We start from the raw sequence: 23,674 nt of genomic DNA, 5'->3' as shown, positions 1-23,674 counted from the left end.
ATTTCAGGCCGCACGGCATTGGCGGCGCGCGCGCAACTGCCTGCCCGCATGATCCGGCTGGCCTGCAGTATCGTGATCGGTTGTACGCTCACCGGCTTGGCGCCGCGCGAGGCCGCGGCGCAGGTGCCATTCTCCCTGTTTCAACCGGCGCGACAGATGGAGGCGGCGAAGCCGCTGGCCCGTGACGTCACCGCTCCGCCGACGGTCAGCCAGCGGCTCGACGGCACCGCGTTCTTTGTCGACGATCTCGGGCACATGCTGACCGCGCGTCATGCGGTCGCGGACTGCGCCCGCATCGTGGTCAGCAAGGAGGGCCGCGCGGTCGCGGCGCGCGTGGTGGCGCTGGCTACCACCGACATCGCGTTGATCAAGGTCCCGCGCACGCTGGGCCTTGCGGCGGTATTCCCGCGTGCAACTGCGTCGGTGGCCAACGATATGGTCTTTGCCGAAGCCTATGATCGCCTGAAGCCGATGCTTGCGCATGGCGGCGCGCTCGGCAATGCGTTCGTCGACAGCACCCAGCACGATCCCGCGCATCTCGTGCTGCGCTCCAATGTCACCTTCGGCACCAGCGGTGCGCCGGTGCTGGATTCCCGTGGCCTAGTGGAGGGTGTGGTCAGCCGGCGGACCACGATCGATCGTGTGCTGGCGGTCGATGCGGCGCACGCCAAATCCTTTCTTTCCGCGCATGGCATCCGCGTCCAGGAAGACGACCGGCCGCAGATGAGCGGCACCGCCTCGCGGGCGCATCGCGCCGCCAGCATCTCGGCGCGCGTCACATGCCTGCAACAATGACCGACTAGTTGCTCCCGGATCGATGCTTGCGCGTCGTCCTGTCAGCCTGCTGCCTGCGGTCAACCCTTGTCCAGAACCATGCTCATCTTGCGGGGCACGCTTGTGCTCTCGTTCGGCCTGCTGATCCTTTCCCCAGCGCCGAGCCGTGCCCAGAACCTCGACTTTCGCAATCCCGAACAGGCGCCGCCGTCCTGGGCGCAATTTGCCAAGCTGGTCAAATACCGGTTCGAAGAGTGGGTCGCGGCCGACGAGACGGTCGCCAATCGCTTCCGCAACTGGGTCATCGAGAATTCCGGCAAAGAGAACGGACCGCCGCCAACGCTCGTGGTCCGTGCCTGGCTCAACCCGGACGGCACCGTCGAGCGCGTCACCTTTCCCGCGTTCAATGACGCCGGCGCGACCGAGGACCTGCGTACCATCCTGAAGCGCGGCAATGTCGGCGAGGCACCACCGCCCGAAATGCTGCAGCCGCTCAACCTGCGCTTCTCGCTCAATCTGAAGAAACCCTGAGCGGCTTCGACCACGCGTCCATCCTCTCGTCATTCCGGGGCGTGCGAAGCACGAGCCCGGAATCCATTTACCCACAATCCCTTGGGGCTCGATGGATTCCGGGTTCTCGCTTCGCGAGCCCCGGAAATGACGGGAAGGGGTGAAACAAGTTGCGCCGACGGGCAACTCAGCAAGGCCTGTCAATCAATGCTGATGTGTGTCTCACCGACTGCGCGACAAATTCGGTGTCGTTCCGGCCTGGTGCGCAATTGCGCAGGGGACCCATAACCACCAATGCTACTTGTTGTGCGATGTTGGAATCACGAGTCTCGCCTACAATGTCAGTCACGGAGTATGGGTCCCGGCCTTCGCCGGAACGACGCATGGGGTGAACACCATGGCCAAACAGCAACGCGGACCTTCGCGCCGCACTTTCGTTCGCGCTGCCATCGCGGTACTTCCCGCCGCGCTCCTGCTGCGAACCGCTTCCGCCTCCGACAGGATGACAAAACTGCAGGCCGAATATCAGGACACGCCGAACGGCATCTACTCCTGTGGCTCGTGCACGCTGTTCGTCGCGCCCGACGGCTGTAAGGTGGTCGAGGGTGCGATCAGCAAGGACGGCTGGTGCAAGGCCTTTGCCGCAGTGGATTGAACCACCCTCCCTCTCCAGGGGAGGATAAGAAGGCGAGACTACAACTCCCGCGCATTCGAGAATGCGAACGACGACACCCGCCGCGTGGTCTCATCCAGGATCAGGGTGCGCGTGATCGGCGGTTCGGCGCGCTGGCTGCAATTCTCGCGTTCGCAGAGCCGGCAGTTGACGCCGATCGGGGTGCCCTCGATCTTTTCCAGATCCATGCCGGTCGCATAGACGAGCTTTGCCGCATGACGGATTTCGCAGCCGAGCCCGATCGCAAAGCGCGGCTGCGGCTGCGGATACGGCGCCACCGGCCGTCGCACCGTCTGCGCGATCGAGAAGTAGCGCGTGCCGTCGGGCAGTTCGATCACCTGGCTGAGCAGGCGGTCCGGCATGTCGAAGGTCGAGTGCACGTTCCACAGCGGGCAGGTGCCGCCGAATTTGGAGAACGGGAAGGTGCCCGAGGAAAACCGCTTCGACACGTTGCCGGCATTGTCGACGCGCAGCAGGAAGAACGGCACGCCGCGCGCGTTCGGCCGTTGCAGCGTGGTGAGGCGGTGGCAGACCTGTTCGAAGCCGGCGTTGAAGCGCTGCGCCAGTACGTGGACATCGTAGCTCAGGGCTTCGGCTGCGGAATGAAATGCCTGATAGGGCATCATCGCGGCGGCAGCGAAATAGTTGGCGAGCGTGATGCGATAGAGCCTGCGCGCGGTGTCGTCGAGCGCGCCGGCGCGGCTGACGATCGCATCGATCGCAGCGCCACATTCGACGAAGCCGATCTGCAGCGCGAGCTGGAAATTGCGGCCGGAACTGTCGACCAGTTCGGAGATCAGGAGTTGCCGGCGGTGGCGATCGAAGCGGCGCAGCGTCTCGCGCATCACATCGACCGGCATCACGCGGCAGACGATCGAATGCTTTTCGCGCAGGCGCGCAGCGAGGGCCGTGAACAGGCCTTCGGTCGGCACGTTGAGCTCGTCGCGCAGATTCTCCGCCGTGGTCTCGAGCTCCGGAAAATAGTTGCGGTTGGCCTCGATCAGGTCGCGCACCCGCTCGATCGGGTTGGCGTCGAACTGCGAGCCCTCGCGGTCGGCCATCTGCGCCGCCACCAGCGTCTCGCCGCGGCGTGCCTCGGTATAGGCGGCGTAGAGCCGTTGCAAGGCGTGGGTCACGCCCGGGCAGAGCTCGGCGAGGTCGCGCAGCTCCTGCTTCGGCAGGTCGATCTGGCGGAACAACGGATCGGAGAAGATCTCGTTGAGTTCCGCGAAGAAGCGGTCCTCGTCAGCGGTGGCGAGGTCGCGCAGATCGAGATCATAGGTCTCGGCGAGACGAAGCAGGATCTGCGCCGTCACCGGCCGCTGGTTGCGCTCGATCAGGTTGATGTAGGAGGGCGAGATGCCGAGACCCTCGGCGATCTGGGTCTGCGACAGCCCTAATTGCTGGCGGATCCGCCGGAACCGAGGCCCGACGAACAGCTTCTTTCCGGACTCGCCGGGCATGGCAGTCTTCCTGACCTAATTTTGTGACAGATTTTACAAATCAACATTTATTACAAGTTCATATGTTACATGACATCACCAATAGAAAACAAGGCATCTATACGAACTTCGCCTTTTCGCGTTTATCTCCTGACACGCGCTTCGCGATGCTCTGTCAAGAATGTCGGTACGACGGGCAGGTCGCGGGGATCAGACTTCAGGCGGCTGGGCAAGGCAGCAGGATTTTTTAGAGGAGACTGACGATGAGCAAAGGCAGCAATTTCTGGGTGATCGGCGGCGAGTTCGGGTCGATGAACTTCCACAAGCTCGTCGAAGGCTCCGCCCAGGTCCGTGGTCCGTTCAAGACCCGCAAGGAAGCCGAGGAGTGCTGGAAGGAAGTCTCGGAAGAGAGCCGCCACAAGGCCGGCGTTCGCTTCTCGATCGTCGAGGAGCCGTCGCGGGTTTCGGCTTAAGCGCCAGAATTATCAGAGCTAAGAAAACGTCCAAGGACGGCGGCCCCATCCGGTTTATCCGGGTGGGGTCGACCGCTTTTGGGACACCGCCTGGGTTTTTTCGATCTGGGGATAAGTGACGGCCTAAGTGCTTGGGAACCAACGTCCTTTGCGGACGTCATGGTTGCTGATAGGTTAACGGTAAGCAAACCCGTCACGACGAGACCGCAAGGCATGTCCGATCCGCAGAACACCGGCAGCGAGGCGCGCGAAATGCGGCCGACGTTGCGAGAAGCGCTGCGGCGGGCGCGGATCGAGGCGGCCGATCGCACCGGCGTCGTCGTCGAGTTGCGCGATGCCGAGGTGGCGCGGCTGGAGATCCTCAACGACGCGCTCGATCCGCTGTTCGCGCAGGTGCCCGAGAAGGTCGATCTGTTCGACCGCGGCATCAGCCAGGGCGAGACGCCGCGGCTGTGGATCGACGTCGTCGCCCATGTGCTGATGGGCCGCGACAAGCGCATCTACCGCTTCGTGCAGGACACGCGGTTCGGCCGCATTGTGCTCGCCGAATCGCACGACGTGGCGGTGATCGTCGATGCCGTCACCGATTATGTAGCGCGGCGCATGATCGAGCGCGAGCACGCGATGGTGGCAACGCCGCTACCGGTTGCCGAATCGCCGGCACCGCCACCTGTATCGGTGGTGGCGCCGAAGCGCCGCGGCGGGATCGGCATGTTCGTGCTCGGCTTCATCCTGGGCGCGCTGGCATTGTTCGGTCTCGCGCTGCTTGCGAGCGTGCAGAATCTCTAAAGCATGATCCGGAATGGTGTGAAACGGTCTTCCCTCGCGACAAACGCGGAACGCGTTTGCGCGGAGATCATGCGCAATTGACGCAAGGGGCGGGGGCATCGTGGTCATAACACCCGCCTCGGTATTCTTCGGCATCCTGGCGGCGGCCGCGGTGGTCGGCAGCGCCGTGCTGTTCGGCAAATGGCAGACGCTGCGGCGCGCCGAATATATCCGCACCTTCAAATGGCCGGCGGGGCTATTGGCCCGGCTCGAGAAGCATCACCCCGGATTCACCCGCAAGGACAGCGCGCTGGTCTCGCGCGGCCTGCGGCAGTTCTTCCTCGCCTATCTGATGAGCGGCAGGCGCTACGTCTCGATGCCATCGCAGGCCGCCGACGACCTCTGGCACGAATTCATCCTCTACACCCGCGAATACGACGCGTTCTGCCGCCGCGCTTTCGGCGGCTTCCTGCATCACAGGCCGGCCGTCGTGCTGGTGAAGGAGCAGCGCCGCAGCAATGAGGGGCTGCGGCGGGTCTGGTGGTACTGCTGCAAATACGAGAACATCGATCCGGTCAGGCCGACACGGCTGCCTTTGCTGTTCGCGCTCGATGCCAAGCTCAACATCGCGAACGGCTTCATCTATCACACCGACTGCGAGGCGCTGCGCCGCAGCGGCATTGCCGGCAGCAGTCCCTATTGCGGCGGCGATTTTGCCGACTCCTCGATCGACGGATCGTCAGCGGGTTTTGGCGATGCCGGCAGCGACGGAAGCCATGGCGGCGACGGGGGCAGCCATGGCGGCGGTGACGGAGGTGGCGGCGACGGGGGTGGTGGCGGCGACAGCGGGGGCGGCTGTGGTGGCGGTTGCGGCGGCGGCGGAGGAGACTAAAGCGCGATGATATTTGGTTGAATCGTCATCGCGCTTTAGCTCTTTGTTTGAGCATGATCTTTTCGGAAAACCGCTTCGCACTTTTCCGGACCATGCTTTAGGAGAGCCGCACCTGCTTGAGCTCGCGGATGCCGTCGTGATCGCCGAGGCCGCGCACGATCTGCTCGCAGCGCCAGGCATTGCCGTCACGTTCGATCGAGAACAGATTGTAGGCCGCCGCCGGATAGTGCTTGCGCGCCAGCGCCGATGCCGACGGCACGCCGATCGCCGGGATCTTCCGCTCGGGGCCGTCGAACCACATCGTGGAATGGATGTGGTCGTGGCCGTGCAGCACCAGCTCGACGCCGTGCCGCTTGAGCAGCGCGAGCAACTGATGCGAATCGGTCAGCCGCTTGGCGCGCCCGTCGGAGTGCAGCGGGTGATGCACCAAAAGGACGCGGAAGGCATCCTCCCGCGACAGCTGCCCGAGGATCGTATCCAGCGCGTTGAGCTGGGCATGGCCGAGCCAGCCGGTCGCCATCAGCGGCGGTGTCGGAACCGCAGAGGAGACGCCGATCAGCGCCACCGGCCCGCGCCGGCGCACGAACGGAAAGTGGCTCGCCGCGCCATCTGCGTCGCCGCGCAGATAGTCGCCGAAGTGACTGACGAAGCGATGCCGGGTGGCACGCACATAGGCGTCGTGATTGCCGGGGACCACCGTCACATCTGCGGGATCGCCGACGCCCTCCAGCCATTGCCGCGCCGGATTGAACTCGGCATCCAGCGCCAGGTTGACGAGGTCGCCCGTGACGGCGACATGGTCCGGCTGCTGCGCCTGCATGTCCGATACCAGCGCGTCGAGCACGTCGCGGCGGTGATATTTGTGACGGTTGCGCGTCCAGTTCAAATAGCCGAAGGCGCGCTTGCCGGCGAGATCGCGCAGCCGCGCCGCCGGCAGCGGCGGCAGATGCGGATCCGACAGATGTGCGAGGCGGAACGCCGCCATCACGCGATTCCCTCCGGATTGTCGGTGAAAACTGGCCGGTAGCCGGTCATGTCGTGCTATCCCGAACGTCCTGCCCTGTATTGGCAAGAGCTGTGCAGGCGCGCAAGGATCAAAGCACGGATCAAACACCATGATGTCGAGGGTTCAGTGACGATCCTTGAGGATTTACGCAAGCGCTTCGAGCCGCAGATCAGGTGGGTGTTCCATTTCTACTGGCGGTTGGCCCGCAGCATGACGCTCGGGGTCCGCGCGGTGGTGCTCGACGCCGACAACAGGGTGTTCCTGGTCAAGCACAGCTACGTCCATGGCTGGTATCTGCCCGGCGGCGGAGTCGAGGTCGGCGAAAGTTTTATCGAGTCGCTGCGGCGCGAATTGGAGGAGGAGGGCCGGATCGAGCTTACGAGCGAGCCGGTTCTGCACGGCATCTTCCACAACAGCCACGTCTCGCCGCGCGATCATGTCGCGGTCTACGTCGTCAGGAACTACCGGCAGGACCGGCTGCCGGAGCCGAATCGCGAGATCGTGGCCTGCGGCTTCTTCGATCCGGCCGCGCTGCCGGAGGAGACCACTCCCGGCACGCGGCTGCGGATATCAGAGGTGCTCGAGGGCAGGCCGCCGCCGGCGACATGGCGGTGATGGACCGCGCCCCCGCCAGATGCTATCCCGCGCCCCACAATGACCGAACTCTCTCTGACCATCCTGCCCGAGACCCCGAAAGACGCCCAGGCGATCGAGCGCCTGCACGAGCGCACCTTCGGGCCCGGCCGCTTCGCGCTCAGCGCCTACCGGCTGCGCGAGCATGTCGATCATCTGCTCGATGTCTCCTTCACCGCGCGGATCGGCACCTTGCTGGTCGGCTCGGTGCGCCAGCTTCCCGTCTGCATCGGCGAGACGCCGGCGCTGATGCTCGGGCCGTTGACGGTCGAGCCGCCGTTCCGCAGCCGCGGCGTCGGCCACGCGCTGCTCGAGCGCGCGATCAATGACGCCCGCGCCAAGGGGCACCGGCTGATCGTGCTGGTCGGTGACGAGCCGTATTATGCGCGGGTCGGCTTCAAGCCGGTGGCGAAGGGACGGATGACGATGCCCGGCCCGGTCGACTACAGTCGCCTGCTTGTCTTGGAACTGGTCGACGGCGCGTTCGAGGGCGTGTCCGGGCCGATCCAGCCGGACTGGAGCAAGGCGATCTGACATAAGCGCGAGCCATCGCGGGAACGGTTGCGCCCTCCGACAATCTGACGCACAGTTGAGGCAAGCGCCGGGACAAGACCGGCGCATGCCATATCAACAGGGAGAGTGCGCGCCATGATCAAGGTCAGTGTGATGTATCCGAACAATCCAGGCGCACGCTTTGATCACGACTATTATCGCGACAAGCACGTGCCCCTGGTGAAGGCGCGGCTGGGCGACGCCTGCAAATACTACACCGTCGACAAGGGCCTCGCCGGCGGCGCCCCGGGGACTCCCGCAACCTATGTCGGCATGTGCCACATCTTCTGCGACTCGGTTGAAGCCTTCGGGGCCGCCATGGGCAAGCACGCCCAGGAGATCATGGGTGACATCCCGAACTATACTGATCTGCAGCCGGTGATTCAGATCAGCGAAGTCGTCGTCGGGCATTGAACGGCGCGGATGTTAGATTGTGATCCCCCTGCCGCAAGCGGCAGAGGGATCCGTTGTGTCAGAACTTCAGATTGGCGAACGCCCGCACGCCGAGGCCCGGCATCAGCACCTCATCCTTGGTGTAGGACACTGAGTTGCGGATGTTCTGGTTGAGCAGATTGTTGCCGACCAGACCAAGCGTCATCTCGCGCGCGCCGATCCATGACTGATTGAGCTTGGTGTTGTAGGTGATCTCCGCGTTCAGCAGATTGTAGCCCGCGGTCGGGGTCTCGCCGATCACTGCGATGTCGTTCTGCGCGAACGCGTGCACCAGATTGACGCGCGTGAACCAGTTGCTGTCGCGCCAGTAGACGCCGCCGCCGAGCCGCACCGGCGGAATCCGCGGCACGTTGCTGCCGTCGGTGAAGGTGGCGCGCACCACGTCGAACTGGTTCTCGATGCCCCAGATGCCGCCATTGAACGCGCCGATATCGAGCTGGCTCTGGAATTCGGCGCCGCGGAAGGTTGCATCGCGCTGCGAATACACCGCCTGACGTCCTTCGTTACCGGGATCGCCATTGCCGCAGGAATCGAAATCGCCGCCGCACATCACCCCGGTCAGACGGCGATAGATGAAATTGCTGAAGCGCGTGTAGTAGGCGGTGGCCTCGAACCGGAACGGCCCGGTCGCCTTGCGCAAGCCGATCTCGACCGATTTCGCGGTCTCGATCGTCAGGTTCGGATTGCCGATATCGAAGGTCGCGGTCGCATCATGTGCGCCGCGCGAGAACAGCTCCGCGGGCTTCGGCGCGCGCTCGACATATTGCGCCGTGATGCTGCCGACGAGGTCGCCGGGCAGGTTCTGGATCAACCCGACGCTGCCGCTGACCGGCGTGTAGGACGGATTGCGCGACACCGAGCTCTGCGGCGCGCCGTCGGGCAGGAAGTCCGCCGGGAAATCCGGCGTCGATCCGTGCAGCTCGACATGCTCGATGCGGCCTGCGATTTGCGCCTTGGTCTGGTCCGTGAACTTGAACTCGTTGAAGACGTAACCCGCGACGCGGTTGTTGTTGTTCGGGCTCCACAGGCCGTTGAACAGCGCGCCCGGATCGTCCGGGCTCGGCGCGGTCAACTCCTGATGCCCGCCCTGCAGGCCGAACGCGGTCGTCACGGTGGCGAAGCGCGCATCGAACGGCATCATCTGCACCTCGACGCGGGCCTCCTGCTCCTTGCTGGTGAAGGTCTGGCGCACGCCGTCGCTGGACAGGTTGGTTGGGTCGGCAAGGCCGAGCTCGTTGTGGCGATAGTCGGTCGCGCCGACCCAGAACCGCACGGCGTCGATCGCCGCAGCATCGGGCCGATACTCACCCTTGACCGCGATCTTGGTCTGGTGCGCATCGATCCGGGTCTTGTGGTCGGAGCCGTCAATGCCGGGGATGTGATAGAGCGAGTCGTTCTGGGTGATCGACGCGCCGATATAGCCGCCCTGGAAGAAATACGACGCGCCGACCGAAGCGCCGTCCGACTGCGTCGCGGAGTTCGGCTGGCGGCCGTTCACAGGGCGGGTTTGGTCGAACAGATATGGATAGCTCGGAATGCCGTAGTCGCTTGTGGTGCGGCCATAGACGTCGGCATGCACGGCGACATTGTTGCCGCCGGCGTCCAGCAGCATGCCGCCTTCGACGCCGCGATTGACCGAACTGACCGACGTGCGGGTCTCGACATTGAGGCAACCCGGGCCGCCGGCGTCGGCCAGCGGCGCCTTCACCGGCAGCCCATAGCTCTGGAACGGTGCCGCCGCGCAGGTCGGCATCGCGTCGGGAATGCGGTTATTGGACGCGCTCACCACGCCGCCGATCGCGGTCGAGCCGTAGCGCAGGGCGGCAGGCCCGCGCACCACTTCGACCTGATTGGTCGAGAACGGATCGATTGGCACGAAATGATCTTCGCCGAGATCGGAGACGCCGCCGCCGCCGAGACCATTCTCGACGATGCCGACGCGATTGACATCGAGGCCGCGGATGATGGGACGGCTCGATGCGCCGGGCGCGAAGCTCGAGCCGGTGATGCCGGGTTTGGAAAACAGGAGATCGCCAAGCGTGGCGCCGCCGGAGCGTCGCAGTTCCTCGCTCGGCACCACGGTGACGGTCGCGAACTGGTCGGTGACCACGGGCAACACACCCTGCTGCGGCGCCGGCGCCGTGGGTACCGGTTGCGCGGCCGCAACGCGTTCGCTGTTGCGGCTCGGTGCAGCCCGGACAGCGCGGGTCGGCGTGCGCGTCGGCACAGTCCGATGCCGCTGGATCGGGCTTGGCGCCGTTACGGTAACGTCAGGGAGTTGCGTCGGTGTGTCGTCGGCCAGCGCGCCGACATGCATTGCTCCAAGCAATAGCCAGCTCGCGCCTCCGATGTGGAGGGCTCGTTTCTTCTGAAATGTCATTGTCCTGATCCAGGTCCCGTCGAACTGACGGATCGATCCCGATTTGCCCTGCGGGAAGCCGCAACTGTGACGCGGCCGTCCGCTCAGGGCGTGCAGCAATCAGTCGATGTCAGGACAGAGGAGGTGCGCGGGAGCGGAAGGCCGCGGGCGCCGACTTCAGATGGAGGAATTCGGCATTGGTGGTGCGGAACAGTAGCTCGACGGCTTCCGGCAGCAACAGCACCGGCGGGGCCGTGAACAGCATGCTGCCCGCGAGCGAGACGACGGCGCAGATCGCGCAATTGTCGGCTGGATGCCGGTCGCGGTCCTGTTCGCTGGGCGGCTGCGTCCCGGTGACCTGGACCGCGAGGTCCGGCGTAGCCGAGGTCCCGATATAGGCGAGATCGGCTAGCGTGAGACCGTTTTGGATCGCGGGTGCGGCTTGCGCGGTCGCGATCGGATGGAAGTGCCCGAACGACAGCACAAACTGGACGGCGAGCGCGAACAGCGCCAGCCGCGAGCCAGTCTTGATGTGTCTCCGGAACCAGTCCATGCCGATTGAGCCCCACCCGTCAGGACAGCGCTCATTCCCCGGCTGCCTGATGTTATATTATAACATCGGAGGGCGACCGCGATGTCAACGGTGGTTCAGACCCACCATGTCGATCCGTTGCTGGTGTGTGATTGCAGCAACGCAGCGTGTTGGGACGCTAAGCGCCGGGTCTCAGCGTCCTTCGCGCAGCCAGGTTGCCGCGAACGCGCCGAGCAGCAGCAGCAGGCCGACCAGGCCGGCGAACATCGGCAGCACGCCGACGCCCTTGACCACGCTGGCGTCGCGCATCTTGACGCCGAGCCAGCCGTCGCCGCGGAAGATCGAGGATGCGCGCACCGGCACGATGCGCGGCATGTCGAGGCTCGATCCGTCGACGATGCGCCGTGCGTCGCCGCCGGTCGCCTGCGCCAGCGGCTTCAGCATGTCGGTGGTCGAGGTGACTTCCGAGAATTCCTTCGGGTTGGTCGGGCCGACATTGATCAGCGCCTTCAGCGTGCCGTCGGTGGCCTGCCACAGGCCGAGCTCGCTCGCGGGCAAGGTCGTGCGCCACTCGCCGGGATCGCCGGCCGTCAAGGTCAATTCGCGCGTGGCGCCGCCCGGCGACGTCACGGTGACCGGCGCTACGGTGTCGGCCATGGTCTGCCGCACCACCATCAGGTCCTTGCCCTGCACCTGCATCCGCAGCGCCTCTTCGTCGAGGTCGGGCTGCTTCATCAGCCAGTGCGACACCCGCCGCAGCAGATCGAGATGCGGGCCGCCGCCTTCATAGCCGCGCGCCCACAGCCAGATCTGGTCGGACAGCAGCAATGCGACGCGGCCTTCGCCGAACCGCGACAGCAGCAGCAGCGGCTTGCCGTCGGCGCCGGTCATGACCGGCGGGTTGATCGCGTTGCGGGTGTCGACGGTGCGGAAGAACCGGCTCCAATGCGGCGGCTCGGCGTTCGAGCCTTCCAGCCCGCGCGTCACCGGGTGGCGTTTCCCGGCGTCGCTCAAATGCGCATAGAACGGCTTCTCGGTCACGCCGACCGGTTCGGCCGGCAGCACCGAATCCAGTGGCGTGCGCCAGATGCTGGTGGTCGAGGCGTAATCGGGACCGGCCGACACCAGCACCGCGCCGCCGGAGCGGACATAGCGCGCGATGTTGTCGAAATAGGCGATCGGCAGTACGCCCTGACGGGCGTAGCGATCGAAGATGATCAGCTGGAATTCGTTGATCTTCTGCTGGAACAGCTCACGGGTCGGAAACGCGATCAGCGACAGCTCGTTGATCGGCGTGCCGTCCTGCTTCTCCGGCGGACGCAGGATGGTGAAGTGCACGAGATCGACGCTTGGGTCGGACTTCAACAGGTTGCGCCAGGTGCGCTCACCCGCATGGGGCTCACCGGAAACCAGCAGCACGCGCAGCTTGTCGCGCACGCCGTCGATCGCGACCACGGCGCGGTTGTTGACCGGGGTCAGCTCGTTCTCGAGCGGCGAGGCCTCGATCTCGACGATGTTGGGGCCGGCGTGCTTGATGTCGATGTCGACGCTCGAGGTCTGGCCTGAGGTCAGCGTGCGCTCGTTGATCACCTCGCCGTCGCGGCGGATCGTGACCTTGGCCCGTTCGCCGGTGACGCCCTGGTCGTCGAGCCGGAACGTGATGGTCTGGGTCTGGCCGACGATGCCGAAGCGCGGTGCGGCCGTGATCGCGATGCGGCGGTCGCGCTCGTCCTTGCGGCCGGTGATGAGGGCGTGCACCGGCGCCTGGAAGCCGAGGGCCTGGGCGTTGGCCGGAATATCGTGCACCCGGCCGTCGGTGATCATGAACGCGCCGGCGACGCGCTCGACCGGAACGTCCGACAGCGCCGACGTCAGCGTGCCGAACAATTTGGTACCGTCGGTTTCACCGTCGGCCTGGCCGGCCTCGACGACGCGGACCTCGAGGCCCTTGATCTGCTTCAGGCTGTCGATCAGCGCCTGCCGCGCCTTGTCGGTCTCCTGGTTGCGCGTGCCGAAATTCTGGCTCGGGCTCTTGTCGATCACCACGGCCGCGACCGAGGAGAGCGGCTCACGGTCCTCGCGGGTGAAGGACGGGTTGGCCAGCGCCAGCAGGATCAGCGCCAGCGCGGCGACACGCACCGCGGCGCCGCGGGCGCGCGACAACAGCAGCAGTGCCGCGATGACGACGATCGCGCCGAGCGCGATCCACAGCACGAGCGAGGGAACCAGCGGTGTGAACGCGATACCGTAGTTCATATTATTGTCCCAGCCGCTCGATCAGGGCGGGTGCATGCACCTGGTCGGCCTTGTAGTTACCCGTCAGCGTGTACATCACGATGTTGACGCCGGCGCGGAAGGCGAATTCGCGCTGGCGCGGCTCGCCCGGCGTCAACGGCAGCATCGGCTGGCCGTCGGGACGGATCGCCCAGGCGCCGGCGAGATCGTTGGAGGTGATGATGATCGGTGAGACGCCGTCGCCGCCGCGCGCCGGCCGCTGCGCGGCTTCTTCGTCGTCTTCGCGCGGCAGCGCCTCGACCCAGGTCTGTCCGGTGTTGAAGCGGCCGGGGAAGTCGCGCAGCAGATAGAACGTCTTGGTCAGCACGTGCTCGCGCGGCACCGGCTCGAGCTCGGGCACGTCGAGGGTCGACAGCAATTCGCGCAGCGTCTGCATGCCTGGCGTCTGCGACTCGCCGTTGTCGCCCGGCGGCGCCTCGACGGCATCGCGGGTGTCGAAGATCACAGTGCCGCCCTGCTTCATGTAGGCGTCGATCTTGTTGATGGCATCCTGCGGCGGCTTCGGCGCGCCCGGCACGATCGGCCAGTAGATCAGCGGGAAGAACGCCAGCTCGTCGCGCGCGGGATCGATGCCGACGGGATCGCCGGCTTCCAGCGCGGTGCGCTGGCCGAGGAACAGCGTCAGTCCGGACATCCCGGCCTTGACGATGGAATCGACGTCGGCGTTGCCGGTCACGACATAGGCGAGCCGCGTCTGCGAAACGGCCTTGATCGCAAAGTCGTCGCTGCTGCTGTTCTGCGCGCGCGTCTGCGATGGCACCATCATCGTCGCAAGGACGAAGGCGAGCGCAAGCACCGCCGGCGCGGCGCGCCTCCGGATCAGTGCGGCGAGGCCGCCGCCGAGCATCGCCACCACGATGGCATCGAGCAGGAACAGTGCCAGCGCGGTCGACAGCATGATGCCGCGCAGGTCTCGCGGCTCGGCGTTGGTATACGTCGCATGCTTGGCGCGCAGGCCGGAGGTGTCGAGCGGCGCGATGCGGTCGGCAGAGGCCAGCGTGTTGACCGCGATCGGGCTCTCGACGGTGCCGTAGAAGCCGGGCGGATGGTCCGCGGTGCCGCGGTCGCGATAGTCCGCCGACATCGGCTTGGCGGTCGAGGGTGGCGGGCCGAAGGCGCCGAAACCATCGAGCGTGCGCAGCGGCGCAACCGTTTCGGCATTGGGATCGCTGGCAACGCCCGGTCCGGGCTTCGAGGTGTAGCCGGACATATCGATCAGCCGGCGCAGCATCTCGACGAAGGTGCCGGACATCGGCAGGTCCGACCAGCGCATATCGGCGCCGACATGGAACAGGCTGACCACGCCCTTGCCGCGATGCTCGCCGGTGACGAGCGGCGTGCCGTCCTCCAGCGAGGCCCAGCTCTTGGTTGCGAGCACGGCGTCGGGCTCGGCCAGCACCTGGCGGTTGACGGTGATATCCTTCGGCACAATGAGACCCGCGAACGGACCATCGGCGGCGAACGAGGCCATGTGTTGCGGCTTCTCCCAGGTCAGGCTGCCGCCGAGCGTGCGTCCGCCGCGGCGCAGCTTGACGGGAACGAGGTCGTCATCGGCCTGCGCGAGCCGGGGCCCGGCGAAACGCACCAGCACGCCGCCTTGCTCGATCCAGGCGTTGAGCCGGTCGCGGATTTCCGGCGACAGCGTGCCGACATCGGCCATCACGATCATCGGCAGCCGCTGATCGAGGAACTGCCCGATCACCTGCTGCGGCGCGCCGCGATCGCCGAGCCTGACGTCGGCGAATGGCGACAGCGCGCGGGAGAGATAGAAGGTCGACGCCAGCAGCGGCTGCGCGGTGTCGCTGCTCGCGCCCGACACGACGCCGATGGCGCGGCGGCGCCAGCGCCGGTCGAGCAGCTGCACGGCGCCGGCCGAGTGCTCGCCGGCGATTTCGAGCCGCGCGATGTCGTTGCGCAACTCGACCGGAAGATCGAAGGCGGCTTCGGTCTCGCGCTCCTGCGGGCCGAATGCGTAGCGGGCCTCGCCGATCGGCGAACCCTTGGCGTCGACCGCGCGCACCGTCCCCGCAGCAATGCCGCTCTCGGTGCGCAGCACCTTCACCGTCATCTTGGCGGCGGCGTTCTCGGCTGCGACCAGTGCCTGCGCAGATTGTGCGCCGCCGGCGTAGATCGTCAGACTGCGGTTCTCGATCACCTTGCCGAGACCTTCGGTGAACTCGCTGCCGCGGCCGGTGTCGACGCCGTCGGACAGCCAGGCGATGTCGCAGTCGCCGGTGGATTTGAGGAAACGTTCCAGCGTCGCCAGGGTTTCAACGCGATCGATCGAGTAGGGCTTCGGCGCAAGCTGGCGCAACGCGACGCGTGCGGCGCCGGCCGGCATCAGCGTGATGTCGCGCGCAGGCTCGGACAGCGGCACCAGCGCAACGCCGCGGCGGTCGCTGTCGGCATTGGTGATGAGCTCGTCGGCAGCCTTGATCCGCGCATCCCAGCTCGAGGCCGCGCTCCAGCCGTCGTCGAGCAGGATCACCAGCGGCTGCTTGCCGGCGGCAACGCCGGTCTGCGGATTCCATATCGGCCTGGCGGCGGCGAGGATGACCAGTGCCGCCGCGGCGAGCCGCAGCAAGGTCAGCCACCACGGCGTGCGCGACGGCGTCTCTTCCTTCGGCGCGATGTCGAACAATAGCCGCGTGGGCGGGAATTCGACGCGGCGCGGCCGCGGCGGCATCACGCGCAGCAGCCACCACAGCACCGGCAGGCTGACCAGCCCCAGCAGCAGCAGCGGTTCGGCGAAGGAGAGGGGGAGGCCTGCGATCATGCGCTGCGTCCCGCCTTGACGGTTGAGCGGCCGCCGCCCTTGCTCACCATCATGCCGGCGTGCAGGAACAGCAGCAGCTCGGCCGCGGAGCGGCTGGTGGTGTGGGTCGAGAACAGCCAGTCGAGCCGGCCGGTCTCGGCACGGATCTGCTCGCGATGCAGCGCGACGCGCGCGACATAGTCGCTCGCCCAGCTCTCGGCCCGGCCCGCGGTGATGACACTGCCGGCCTCGGGCTCGACGAATTCGACACGGCCGGAATAGGGGAAGGTCTCTTCGGCGGGATCGACGACCTGGATCAGCGTGCCGTGCGCGCCGGAGGAGGAAAGCCCGGCAAGCATCGTCGTGATCTCAGCTATCGGCGACCAGAAATCCGACAGCACGACGACTTCGGCCAGCGACGACGGCACGAAGGACGGCGGCAGGCTCGCGCGCGTCGTCTCGTCGTGCAAGATCGCTTCCGCCATCTTGTCGATCACGTTGAGGCTTGCGGTCGGGGTCATCAGGCCGGGAATGCCGACGCGCTCTCCGCCGGCCACGAGCAACTCGGCCAGTGCGAAGGCGACGATCAGTCCGCGCTCCAGCTTGCTGTCGCGCGCATCGCGTGAGGCAAACGCCATCGAGGGCGACCGGTCAGCCCAGATCCACACAGTGTGCGCGGCCTCCCATTCCTGCTCGCGCACATAGAGATGGTCGTCGCGTGCCGAGCGGCGCCAATCGACGCGCTGCGACGGCTCGCCGGAGACGAAGCGGCGGTATTGCCAGAAATTCTCGCCCGAGCCGGCGCGGCGGCGGCCGTGCAGGCCATGGATGACGTTGGCCGCAACACGGCGGGCCTCAAGCACCAGGCGCGGCAGCGACGCGGCGAGCGATCGGCTTTCGCCATCTGCACGTCGGACCGCCAGGATCTCCTCGTTCTGGTGCCTGTTGTCAGCCGCCATCAACCGATCCGCGTCTTCAATTGCTTGATCACGTCCGGAATGGTGCGGCCCTCGGCGCGCGCCGAGAAGGTCAGCGCCATGCGGTGCTTGAGCACGGGCTCGGCGAGATCGAGCACGTCGTCGATCGACGGCGCGAGCCTGCCGTCGAGCAGCGCGCGGGCGCGAACCGCCAGCATCAACGCCTGGCTGGCGCGGGGACCGGGTCCCCACGCGATCAGCTTGCCGGCCTCGCCGCCCTCGGTGCCGGGGCGCGCGGCGCGCACCAGCGTCAGGATCGCTTCGACGACGGAATCGCCGACCGGCAGGCGCCGCACCAGTCGTTGTGCCGTGAGCAGCGTCTCCGCATCCATCGACGGCTTGGCATGCGCCTCTTCGGCGCCGGTGGTTTCGAACAGGATGCGCCGCTCGGCGTCGCGATCGGGATAGTCGACGTCGATTTCCATCAGGAAGCGGTCGAGCTGCGCTTCGGGCAGCGGATAGGTGCCTTCCTGCTCGAGCGGGTTCTGCGTCGCGAGTACGTGGAACGGCTTCGGCAGATCATGCCGCGCGCCGGCAATGGTGATGTGCTGCTCCTGCATGGCTTGCAGCAGCGCCGACTGGGTGCGCGGGCTAGCGCGGTTGATCTCGTCGGCCATCAAGAGCTGCGCGAACACCGGGCCGGAGATGAAGCGGAACGAACGCTTGCCGGTGGAGCTCTCGTCGAGCACCTCGGCGCCGAGGATGTCCGACGGCATCAGGTCGGGCGTGAACTGGATGCGCTTGGCGTCGAGCCCGAGCGTGACGCCGAGCGTCTCGACCAGCTTGGTCTTGGCGAGGCCGGGCACGCCGATCAGGAGCGCGTGGCCGCCGGACAAGATCGTCACCAGCGTGTTCTCGATCACCTGGTCCTGGCCGAAAATGACCGTGGATACCGCTTCCTTGGCGGCCTTGATCTGGCCTGCGACCTGCTCGGCCGAACGGACGATCACGTCCTCCAGTTTCTCGACGCTATCTGCACCAGCCATCCGATCCGCTCCTTCTCGGCGATGCGCGCATTGCCGCGCCGGCATCTGTCGTCATCTCTTGGTCGTCATCGCTTGGCCCGCATGCTAAACCTATGCGAAGGCCATGTATTCGTTGAATTAAACTATCCCCACCTTATCGGCATTTCAGGGTATGAACGGCATCACGATGTGGCGAGAATGACATCCCGACCACATCTCAGGATACGTGCACCAAATGTGCCAGATTGAGGGTAGGAAACTTTAAGGCAAACAATGGCGAAGCAAGGGCAGGGCGATTCCGGCAGTGAAACTACGGGCATCGGAGGCAAGGGCCTCGAAGGCCTCACCACTGCTGCCAACCGAGCTGCGACATCGGGGCCGGCCGGACGCAAGGGCCTGCCGCCGGTTCATCTGTGGAATCCGCCGTTCTGCGGCGATCTCGACATGCGAATCGCGCCTGACGGCACCTGGTTCTACATGGGAACGCCGATCGGGCGTCCCGCGCTGGTGCGGCTGTTCTCCACGATTCTGAAACGCGAGGACGGCAAGCACTTTCTCGTGACGCCGGTGGAGAAGGTCGGCATCCGCGTCGACGACGCACCGTTCCTCGCGGTGGAAATGCAGACCGAGCAAGACGCGCGCGGCCGGTTGCTCAGGTTCCGGACCAATGTCGATGACTGGGTCGATTGCGAGAAAGGCCACGGCCTCAGATTCGAAGCTGCCGAGGATGGCGGATTGACGCCCTATCTGCACGTCCGCGCCGACCTGTGGGCGAAGGTCACCCGCGCGCTCTACTACGATCTGGTTGACATGGGCGAGGAGCGGATGGTCGATGGTCAGGAGATGTTCGGCATCGAGTCCGGCGGCGAGTTTTTCGCGATGGCCGATGCCAGTCAGGTGAGGGGCGCACTTTGAACGAGCCGTTGCTGAAGGTGAAGCCGGCGACGATCAGCTCGACGGAATTCTTCGCGCGGGCCCGCAAGCGGCTCAGTTTCGAGGTGCCGCCGGGCCTGGTCGATCCGCATATCATTCCGCGCACCGGAGATTCCGGCACCGACCGGATGCTCGAGATCGTCGCCCAGGAGCAGCCGGTGCGGCCGGCCGCGGTGCTGATTCCGGTGGTCGATCATCCCGAGCCGACCGTGCTCCTGACGCAGCGTTCGCCGAATCTGTCGAGCCACGCCGGCCAGATCTCGTTTCCCGGCGGCAAGATCGACGCCACCGATGCCTCGCCGCTCGACGCCGCGCTGCGCGAAGCCTGCGAAGAAGTCGGCTTGAGGCGGGAATTCATCGACCCTGTCGGCTATCTCGACCTCTATGGCACCGCATTCGGCTTCCGCATCCTGCCGACGGTCGCCAAGGTGAAGCCGGGATTTACGCTTGAGATCAACGAGGCCGAAGTCGTCGACGCATTCGAGGTGCCGCTCGCTTTCCTGATGAACCCCGAGAATCATCAGATCCACACCAAGGAATTCCGCGGCATGGACCGCTCCTATTATGCGATGCCGTTCGCCGAGCGTTACATCTGGGGCGCGACCGCGGGCATTCTGCGCGTGCTATATGAGCGGATCTATCTGTCATGATCCGCACGGTGTTGACCGAGATCGGAATCTTTCTGGTCCCGTTCGCGGTCTATGCCATCTTCCTGATCGCGACGCGGTCCGGCGTGACGCTGCCGGCGTCCTGGCCGCTCCACATGATCGCGAAGCTGACTCTGGTGGCATTGGTGATGGTAATCGTGAGTTTCGTGGCGCTGGCCGAATTGACCGGCGCGCCACCGAACTCGACTTATGTTCCCGCTCACATCGAGAATGGCAGGCTGGTGCCCGGAGTTGAGCGATGAGCGAAGTGCGCTTGTTGTCCGACGCGCCATGGCTCGCTTCGGGGCCTGCGGCGCGCGTGCTCGGCCTGCTCAATGCCGACGGCGAAGAGGCGCGGGTGATCGGCGGCGCGGTGCGCAACGCGCTGATGCGGATTCCGCTTGCCGACATCGACATCGCCACCACCGCGCTACCGGACGAGGTCGTTCGCCGCGCCAAGCGGGCGGGCATCAAGAGCGTGCCGACCGGCATCGAGCACGGCACGGTTACACTGGTTATCGACGGCCACCCATTCGAAGTGACGACGCTGCGCGAGGACACCGAGACCTTCGGCCGCAAGGCCAAGGTGGCGTTCGGGCGCGACTGGGTGCGCGACGCCGAGCGGCGCGACTTCACCATCAACGGCCTGTCGGTCGATACCGCTGGCGTCGTGCATGACCACGTCGGCGGCCTTGCCGATATCGCGGCGCGGCGGGTGCGCTTCATCGGCCATCCCGCGCAGCGGATTGCCGAGGATTATTTGCGCATCCTGCGCTTCTTCCGCTTCCACGCCGCCTATGGTGTGGGCGAGGTCGATCGCGCCGGCTATCTCGCCTGCATCGGCGGGCGCGCCGGTTTGACCGGTCTGTCGGCCGAGCGCATCCGCATGGAGGTGCTCAAGCTCGTGGTCGCGAACGGCGCCGCCGGCGCGGTGGTCGCGATGGGCGATGGCGGATTGCTGCAGCCGCTGTTCGGTGGTGTCGCCTATACCGGCCCGTTCGCGGCAATGATCGAGATCGAGAAGTTGATGGAGCTCGCGCCGAGCGCCGTGCGCCGGCTCGCCGCGCTGACCGTTGCCGTGACCGAGGACGCGCGACGCATCGCAAGCCGGTTGCGGCTCTCCAACGCCGAGGCCAAGGCGCTGGATTCGATGGGCCATCGCTGGTGGCGCCTGCCCGGCATGGACGAGGCGCATGCCAAGCGCAGGCTCTACAGGCTGGACGAGGGGCCCTATCGTGACCGGCTGCTGCTCGCCTGGGCGCGAACCGGTGTGGGCCGCGATGTCGACCACTGGCGCGCGCTCGCCACGTTGCCGCAACGCTGGCGCGCGCCTCACTTTCCGTTGAGGGCGTCGGATTTCATCGCGCGCGGTATTGCCGAGGGGCCGGCGCTCGGGCATGTCCTGACGCTGGCCGAGGATGCCTGGCTTGCGGCGGACTTTCCGCTCGATCCGCAGGTGCTGTCCGGCATCGCCGACCAGACCGTCTCCCGTTTCACCCGCGATCACCGCCTCTGAATTTTCGTACCGCCGAGTTCATCGGCGGCACGGTAACGAACGTCGCATGGAGACGATGCCGCACGGGCGAGGCGGCATCGCGCCGACAGATCTCACGCCGCCTTGCGCTTCTTCTTGCGGTCGCCGTCGTCATCCTCGTCTTCGTCGTCCTCTTCTTCCTCGTCGTTGTCTTCGTCCTCGTCGTCTTCTTCCTCGTCATCTTCAGGATCGAGTTCGGTCGATTCGAGTGCGACGAGCGGCAGAGTTTCGCGAAACAGGTCGCCGTCCGTGCCCATCCAAAGACACTCGACCTTGTCCTCGTCGACTTCCACGACCGTGATCGGATGGCCGCCGGATTTCAGCATGACGACATCGCCTGGTTTCAGTTCCATGATCTTCCCTCCGCGCATGATGACGCGGACGGCACGCTAGCGGCCGGTGATGACAGTCAAATCACGGCCGGCGCCGGCTTCGATGGAATTGACGTGGAAAACGGCTATTTGTGTCTGGCCGGAACCAGCTCGGTCAGCGAGCGGACGATGCGGTCGGGCTTGATGGTCGATCCCGGCGGCAGCCCGACACCGTGCACATCCATCCAGACCGCGTAGATGCCGAGCCGCTGCGGCGCCACGACTTCCCACTCCAGATTGTCGCCGATCATCCAGGTATCAGACGCGGTGACGCCGAGCGCGTCCATCGCGTGCAGATAGGCGCGCTCCTCCGGCTTGCCGAAGCCGTGCTCGCCCTCGATCTGGATGTGATCGAAGCGATGGCCGAGCGCGAAACGCTCGACCTTGGCGCGCTGCATGTCGGCTGCGCCGTTGGTGACCAGCGCGAGCTTGATGCCGAGCGCCTTGAACGCATCGATCGCCTCATGCGCGCCGGGGAAGACGAACATCTCCTCTTCGCGATAGGCGGTGAAGCGATCGGCGATGCGGTCGGCGAGATCGTCCGGCAGCGTGCGGTGGCCGGCTGCGGCGAGCTGGGCGAAGCCGCCCTTCACGGTCAGCCGGCGCGCCTCGCCGAGCTTGATCCGCCAGATCGGCTCGGCGGTCGACCAGAATTGCCGTGCAGAGGCCAACAAGGCGGTTGCGACCATGTCCGGGGGCAGGGGCGCCAGCTCCGCCGCGAATTCAGCGGTGATCGCATTCCAGGCGATCTCGGGACGTCCATAGGCCGACAGGATGGTGTCGTCCATGTCGATCAGCATCGCGCGCGGCAGCTTGGTTACGGCCATTTCACCTCCGGCGGCAGCGAAGACAGGATCGAATCGACATTGCCGCCGGTCTTCAGGCCGAAGATGGTGCCGCGATCGTAGAGCAGGTTGAACTCGACATAGCGCCCCCGACGAACCAGCTGCTCGTCGCGGTCCTCCGCGGTCCAGCCGGCCGCGAAATTGCGCCGCACCAACTCGGGATAGATCTTCAGGAAGCTGCGCCCGACATCCTGGGTGAAGGCGAGATCGGCCTTCCAGTCGCCGCTGTCATGCCAGTCGTAGAAGATGCCGCCGACGCCGCGGGCTTCCTTGCGGTGCGGCAGATAGAAATAGTCGTCGCACCATTTCTTATACTTGTCGTAGTCAGCGACGCCGTTCGGTCCGGTGCATGCCGCTTTCATCGCGGCATGGAAGGCGACCGTGTCGGGATCTTCCTGGGTGCGCCGCCGGTTGAGCACCGGCGTCAGATCCGCGCCGCCGCCGAACCAGGCCTTGGTGGTGACCACGAAACGGGTGTTCATGTGCACGGCGGGCACGTTCGGATTGCGCAAGTGCGCGATCAGCGAAATGCCCGACGCCCAGAACCTCGGATCATCGGCGGCGCCGGGAATCTGGGCGCGAAATTCGGGAGCGAACTCGCCATGCACGGTCGAACAGTGCACGCCGACCTTCTCGAAGAGCCGCCCTTTCATGATCGACATCACGCCGCCGCCGCCGGGCTTGCCGGTATGGTCGGTGCGATCCCAGGGGGTGCGCACGAACCGGCCGGCGTCGCCGGGATAGAGCGCTGCGGGGGCATCGTCCTCGAGCTGCTCGAACGCCGTGCAGATCTCGTTGCGCAGCGCCTCGAACCAGCCGCGCGCACGCGCCTTGCGGTCTTCGATGATGGCGGGGTCTGTGGGCAGCATGACTAACCTTGCGGGCCGAAGTAAGTGCAGCTTTCGTTGCAGCTGTCGCGGTGGACGCTGACGCGGGTCAGCTTGCCCGCGTGCTGCAACCGCTCCCAGATGAAGCGCGAGAGGTTCTCCAGCGTGGGTACGCCGATCGCCTCGATCTTGTTGAGGAACTTGTGGTCGAGCGTCTTCTGCACCTCGGCCATGGCGCGTTCGAGCAGGCCGAGATCGATCACCATTCCGGTTTTCGGGTCCGGCGTGCCGCGTACGGTGACTTCGGCACGAAACGAGTGGCCGTGGATCTCCTCGCTGGCGGCACCAAAGGTCGTTCCGGACAGCGCATGCGCAGCCTCGAACCGAAACGCTTTCGTCAATTCCCACATCTCTCTCAACAATCCAGTTCTGTCTTGTCTCTAGTTTGGTTGCGTTTT

25 protein-coding genes are annotated in these 23,674 nt (G+C 65.8%); 13 read left to right on the top strand and 12 right to left on the bottom strand.

From position 1 onward, the window contains the following. Positions 1-72 precede the first annotated feature (72 nt). The 3 genes from ACTUWL_RS08365 (at position 73) to ACTUWL_RS08355 (ending at position 1,939) form a co-directional block, all read left to right on the top strand. On the top strand, positions 73-795 hold the full coding sequence (locus tag ACTUWL_RS08365; protein ID WP_291731585.1) for a S1 family peptidase: 723 nt from the start codon (positions 73-75) through the stop codon (positions 793-795). 78 nt (positions 796-873) lie between these two features. Then, positions 874-1,305 carry a hypothetical protein gene (locus tag ACTUWL_RS08360; RefSeq protein ID WP_021076001.1) on the top strand — a complete coding sequence of 144 codons (432 nt, stop codon included), beginning with the start codon at positions 874-876 and terminating at the stop codon, positions 1,303-1,305. Positions 1,306-1,681: 376 nt separating this feature from the next. Beyond that, entirely contained in the window at positions 1,682-1,939 is a 258-nt protein-coding gene (locus tag ACTUWL_RS08355) for a hypothetical protein (protein ID WP_021076002.1), read from the top strand. 38 nt (positions 1,940-1,977) lie between these two features. Here ACTUWL_RS08355 and ACTUWL_RS08350 read toward each other — a convergent pair whose 3' ends face one another. Next, the gene (locus tag ACTUWL_RS08350; RefSeq protein ID WP_021076003.1) at positions 1,978-3,420 is read right to left on the bottom strand and encodes a helix-turn-helix domain-containing protein; all 1,443 of its coding nucleotides are present in this window, start codon (positions 3,418-3,420) and stop codon (positions 1,978-1,980) included. A gap of 242 nt (positions 3,421-3,662) precedes the next feature. Here ACTUWL_RS08350 and ACTUWL_RS08345 point away from each other — a divergent pair, with 242 nt between their 5' ends. The 3 genes from ACTUWL_RS08345 to ACTUWL_RS08335 all read left to right on the top strand — a co-directional run bounded on the left by ACTUWL_RS08345 (position 3,663) and on the right by ACTUWL_RS08335 (position 5,532). Next, a complete protein-coding gene (locus ACTUWL_RS08345) occupies positions 3,663-3,872 on the top strand; it encodes a DUF4170 domain-containing protein (RefSeq protein WP_016839740.1) in 210 nt (69 codons plus the stop codon). A 213-nt stretch (positions 3,873-4,085) separates the two neighbouring features. Then, complete coding sequence (locus tag ACTUWL_RS08340) at positions 4,086-4,661, top strand: hypothetical protein (protein ID WP_021076004.1); 576 nt, start codon at positions 4,086-4,088, stop codon at positions 4,659-4,661. 100 nt (positions 4,662-4,761) lie between these two features. Then, positions 4,762-5,532 (top strand): glycine-rich domain-containing protein, encoded by a 771-nt coding sequence (locus ACTUWL_RS08335; protein ID WP_021076005.1) that lies wholly within the window; start codon positions 4,762-4,764, stop codon positions 5,530-5,532. Positions 5,533-5,629: 97 nt separating this feature from the next. On the opposite strand, the gene ACTUWL_RS08330 is transcribed toward ACTUWL_RS08335, so the two are convergent. Further along, a complete protein-coding gene (locus tag ACTUWL_RS08330; protein WP_021076006.1) occupies positions 5,630-6,517 on the bottom strand; it encodes a metallophosphoesterase family protein in 888 nt (295 codons plus the stop codon). A gap of 147 nt (positions 6,518-6,664) precedes the next feature. Between ACTUWL_RS08330 and ACTUWL_RS08325 the strand changes: the two genes are divergently transcribed. The 3 genes from ACTUWL_RS08325 (at position 6,665) to ACTUWL_RS08315 (ending at position 8,137) form a co-directional block, all read left to right on the top strand. Continuing rightward, positions 6,665-7,153, top strand: coding sequence for an NUDIX domain-containing protein (locus ACTUWL_RS08325; RefSeq protein ID WP_021076007.1), 489 nt, complete (start codon positions 6,665-6,667; stop codon positions 7,151-7,153). A gap of 39 nt (positions 7,154-7,192) precedes the next feature. Next, a complete protein-coding gene (locus ACTUWL_RS08320) occupies positions 7,193-7,705 on the top strand; it encodes a GNAT family N-acetyltransferase (protein ID WP_021076008.1) in 513 nt (170 codons plus the stop codon). Positions 7,706-7,819: 114 nt separating this feature from the next. Beyond that, positions 7,820-8,137, top strand: a complete 318-nt coding sequence (locus tag ACTUWL_RS08315; protein ID WP_448213537.1) for an EthD family reductase — start codon at positions 7,820-7,822, stop codon at positions 8,135-8,137. Positions 8,138-8,195: 58 nt separating this feature from the next. Here ACTUWL_RS08315 and ACTUWL_RS08310 read toward each other — a convergent pair whose 3' ends face one another. The 6 genes from ACTUWL_RS08310 to ACTUWL_RS08285 all read right to left on the bottom strand — a co-directional run bounded on the left by ACTUWL_RS08310 (position 8,196) and on the right by ACTUWL_RS08285 (position 18,080). Beyond that, positions 8,196-10,556 (bottom strand): TonB-dependent receptor domain-containing protein, encoded by a 2,361-nt coding sequence (locus tag ACTUWL_RS08310; RefSeq protein ID WP_021076010.1) that lies wholly within the window; start codon positions 10,554-10,556, stop codon positions 8,196-8,198. A 109-nt stretch (positions 10,557-10,665) separates the two neighbouring features. Further along, positions 10,666-11,088, bottom strand: a complete 423-nt coding sequence (locus tag ACTUWL_RS08305; RefSeq protein WP_021076011.1) for a DUF2946 family protein — start codon at positions 11,086-11,088, stop codon at positions 10,666-10,668. 171 nt (positions 11,089-11,259) lie between these two features. Then, complete coding sequence (locus ACTUWL_RS08300) at positions 11,260-13,323, bottom strand: peptide chain release factor 3 (RefSeq protein ID WP_021076012.1); 2,064 nt, start codon at positions 13,321-13,323, stop codon at positions 11,260-11,262. A gap of 1 nt (position 13,324) precedes the next feature. Then, a complete protein-coding gene (locus ACTUWL_RS08295) occupies positions 13,325-16,135 on the bottom strand; it encodes a DUF4159 domain-containing protein (RefSeq protein WP_448214136.1) in 2,811 nt (936 codons plus the stop codon). Further along, positions 16,135-17,076 carry a DUF58 domain-containing protein gene (locus ACTUWL_RS08290; RefSeq protein ID WP_021076014.1) on the bottom strand — a complete coding sequence of 314 codons (942 nt, stop codon included), beginning with the start codon at positions 17,074-17,076 and terminating at the stop codon, positions 16,135-16,137. Before ACTUWL_RS08290 ends, ACTUWL_RS08295 begins: the two co-directional genes overlap by 1 nt. Next, positions 17,076-18,080: an AAA family ATPase gene (locus tag ACTUWL_RS08285; RefSeq protein ID WP_021076015.1), complete on the bottom strand. Its 1,005-nt coding sequence runs from the start codon at positions 18,078-18,080 to the stop codon at positions 17,076-17,078. The genes ACTUWL_RS08290 and ACTUWL_RS08285 overlap by 1 nt, the downstream gene beginning before the upstream one ends. 252 nt (positions 18,081-18,332) lie before the next feature. Here ACTUWL_RS08285 and ACTUWL_RS08280 point away from each other — a divergent pair, with 252 nt between their 5' ends. Genes ACTUWL_RS08280 through ACTUWL_RS08265 form a run of 4 tightly spaced genes read left to right on the top strand, consistent with a single transcriptional unit; the run spans position 18,333 to position 21,155 of the window. Next, positions 18,333-18,974: a DUF1285 domain-containing protein gene (locus ACTUWL_RS08280; protein WP_021076016.1), complete on the top strand. Its 642-nt coding sequence runs from the start codon at positions 18,333-18,335 to the stop codon at positions 18,972-18,974. A gap of 32 nt (positions 18,975-19,006) precedes the next feature. Then, a complete protein-coding gene (locus ACTUWL_RS08275) occupies positions 19,007-19,642 on the top strand; it encodes a CoA pyrophosphatase (protein ID WP_373010981.1) in 636 nt (211 codons plus the stop codon). Then, the gene (locus ACTUWL_RS08270) at positions 19,639-19,902 is read left to right on the top strand and encodes a DUF6111 family protein (RefSeq protein ID WP_021076018.1); all 264 of its coding nucleotides are present in this window, start codon (positions 19,639-19,641) and stop codon (positions 19,900-19,902) included. Before ACTUWL_RS08275 ends, ACTUWL_RS08270 begins: the two co-directional genes overlap by 4 nt. Further along, the gene (locus ACTUWL_RS08265; RefSeq protein WP_021076019.1) at positions 19,899-21,155 is read left to right on the top strand and encodes a CCA tRNA nucleotidyltransferase; all 1,257 of its coding nucleotides are present in this window, start codon (positions 19,899-19,901) and stop codon (positions 21,153-21,155) included. The genes ACTUWL_RS08270 and ACTUWL_RS08265 overlap by 4 nt, the downstream gene beginning before the upstream one ends. Positions 21,156-21,247: 92 nt before the next feature. Here the strand turns inward: ACTUWL_RS08265 and ACTUWL_RS08260 are convergent, their stop codons facing one another. From ACTUWL_RS08260 to ACTUWL_RS08245, 4 genes are all read right to left on the bottom strand, one after another. After that, positions 21,248-21,499, bottom strand: a complete 252-nt coding sequence (locus tag ACTUWL_RS08260) for a DUF2158 domain-containing protein (protein WP_291731572.1) — start codon at positions 21,497-21,499, stop codon at positions 21,248-21,250. Between the two features lie 131 nt (positions 21,500-21,630). Next, positions 21,631-22,371 (bottom strand): HAD family hydrolase, encoded by a 741-nt coding sequence (locus ACTUWL_RS08255; RefSeq protein ID WP_021076021.1) that lies wholly within the window; start codon positions 22,369-22,371, stop codon positions 21,631-21,633. Further along, a complete protein-coding gene (hemF, locus tag ACTUWL_RS08250; protein ID WP_021076022.1) occupies positions 22,362-23,258 on the bottom strand; it encodes an oxygen-dependent coproporphyrinogen oxidase in 897 nt (298 codons plus the stop codon). Before hemF ends, ACTUWL_RS08255 begins: the two co-directional genes overlap by 10 nt. A gap of 2 nt (positions 23,259-23,260) precedes the next feature. Next, positions 23,261-23,626 carry a 6-pyruvoyl trahydropterin synthase family protein gene (locus tag ACTUWL_RS08245; RefSeq protein WP_021076023.1) on the bottom strand — a complete coding sequence of 122 codons (366 nt, stop codon included), beginning with the start codon at positions 23,624-23,626 and terminating at the stop codon, positions 23,261-23,263. Positions 23,627-23,674 lie beyond the last annotated feature (48 nt).

Source organism: Bradyrhizobium sp. WCU1 (assembly GCF_053474805.1).
Note: the sequence above shows the minus strand (reverse complement) of the source record. Positions and strands in the feature narration are given on the sequence as shown.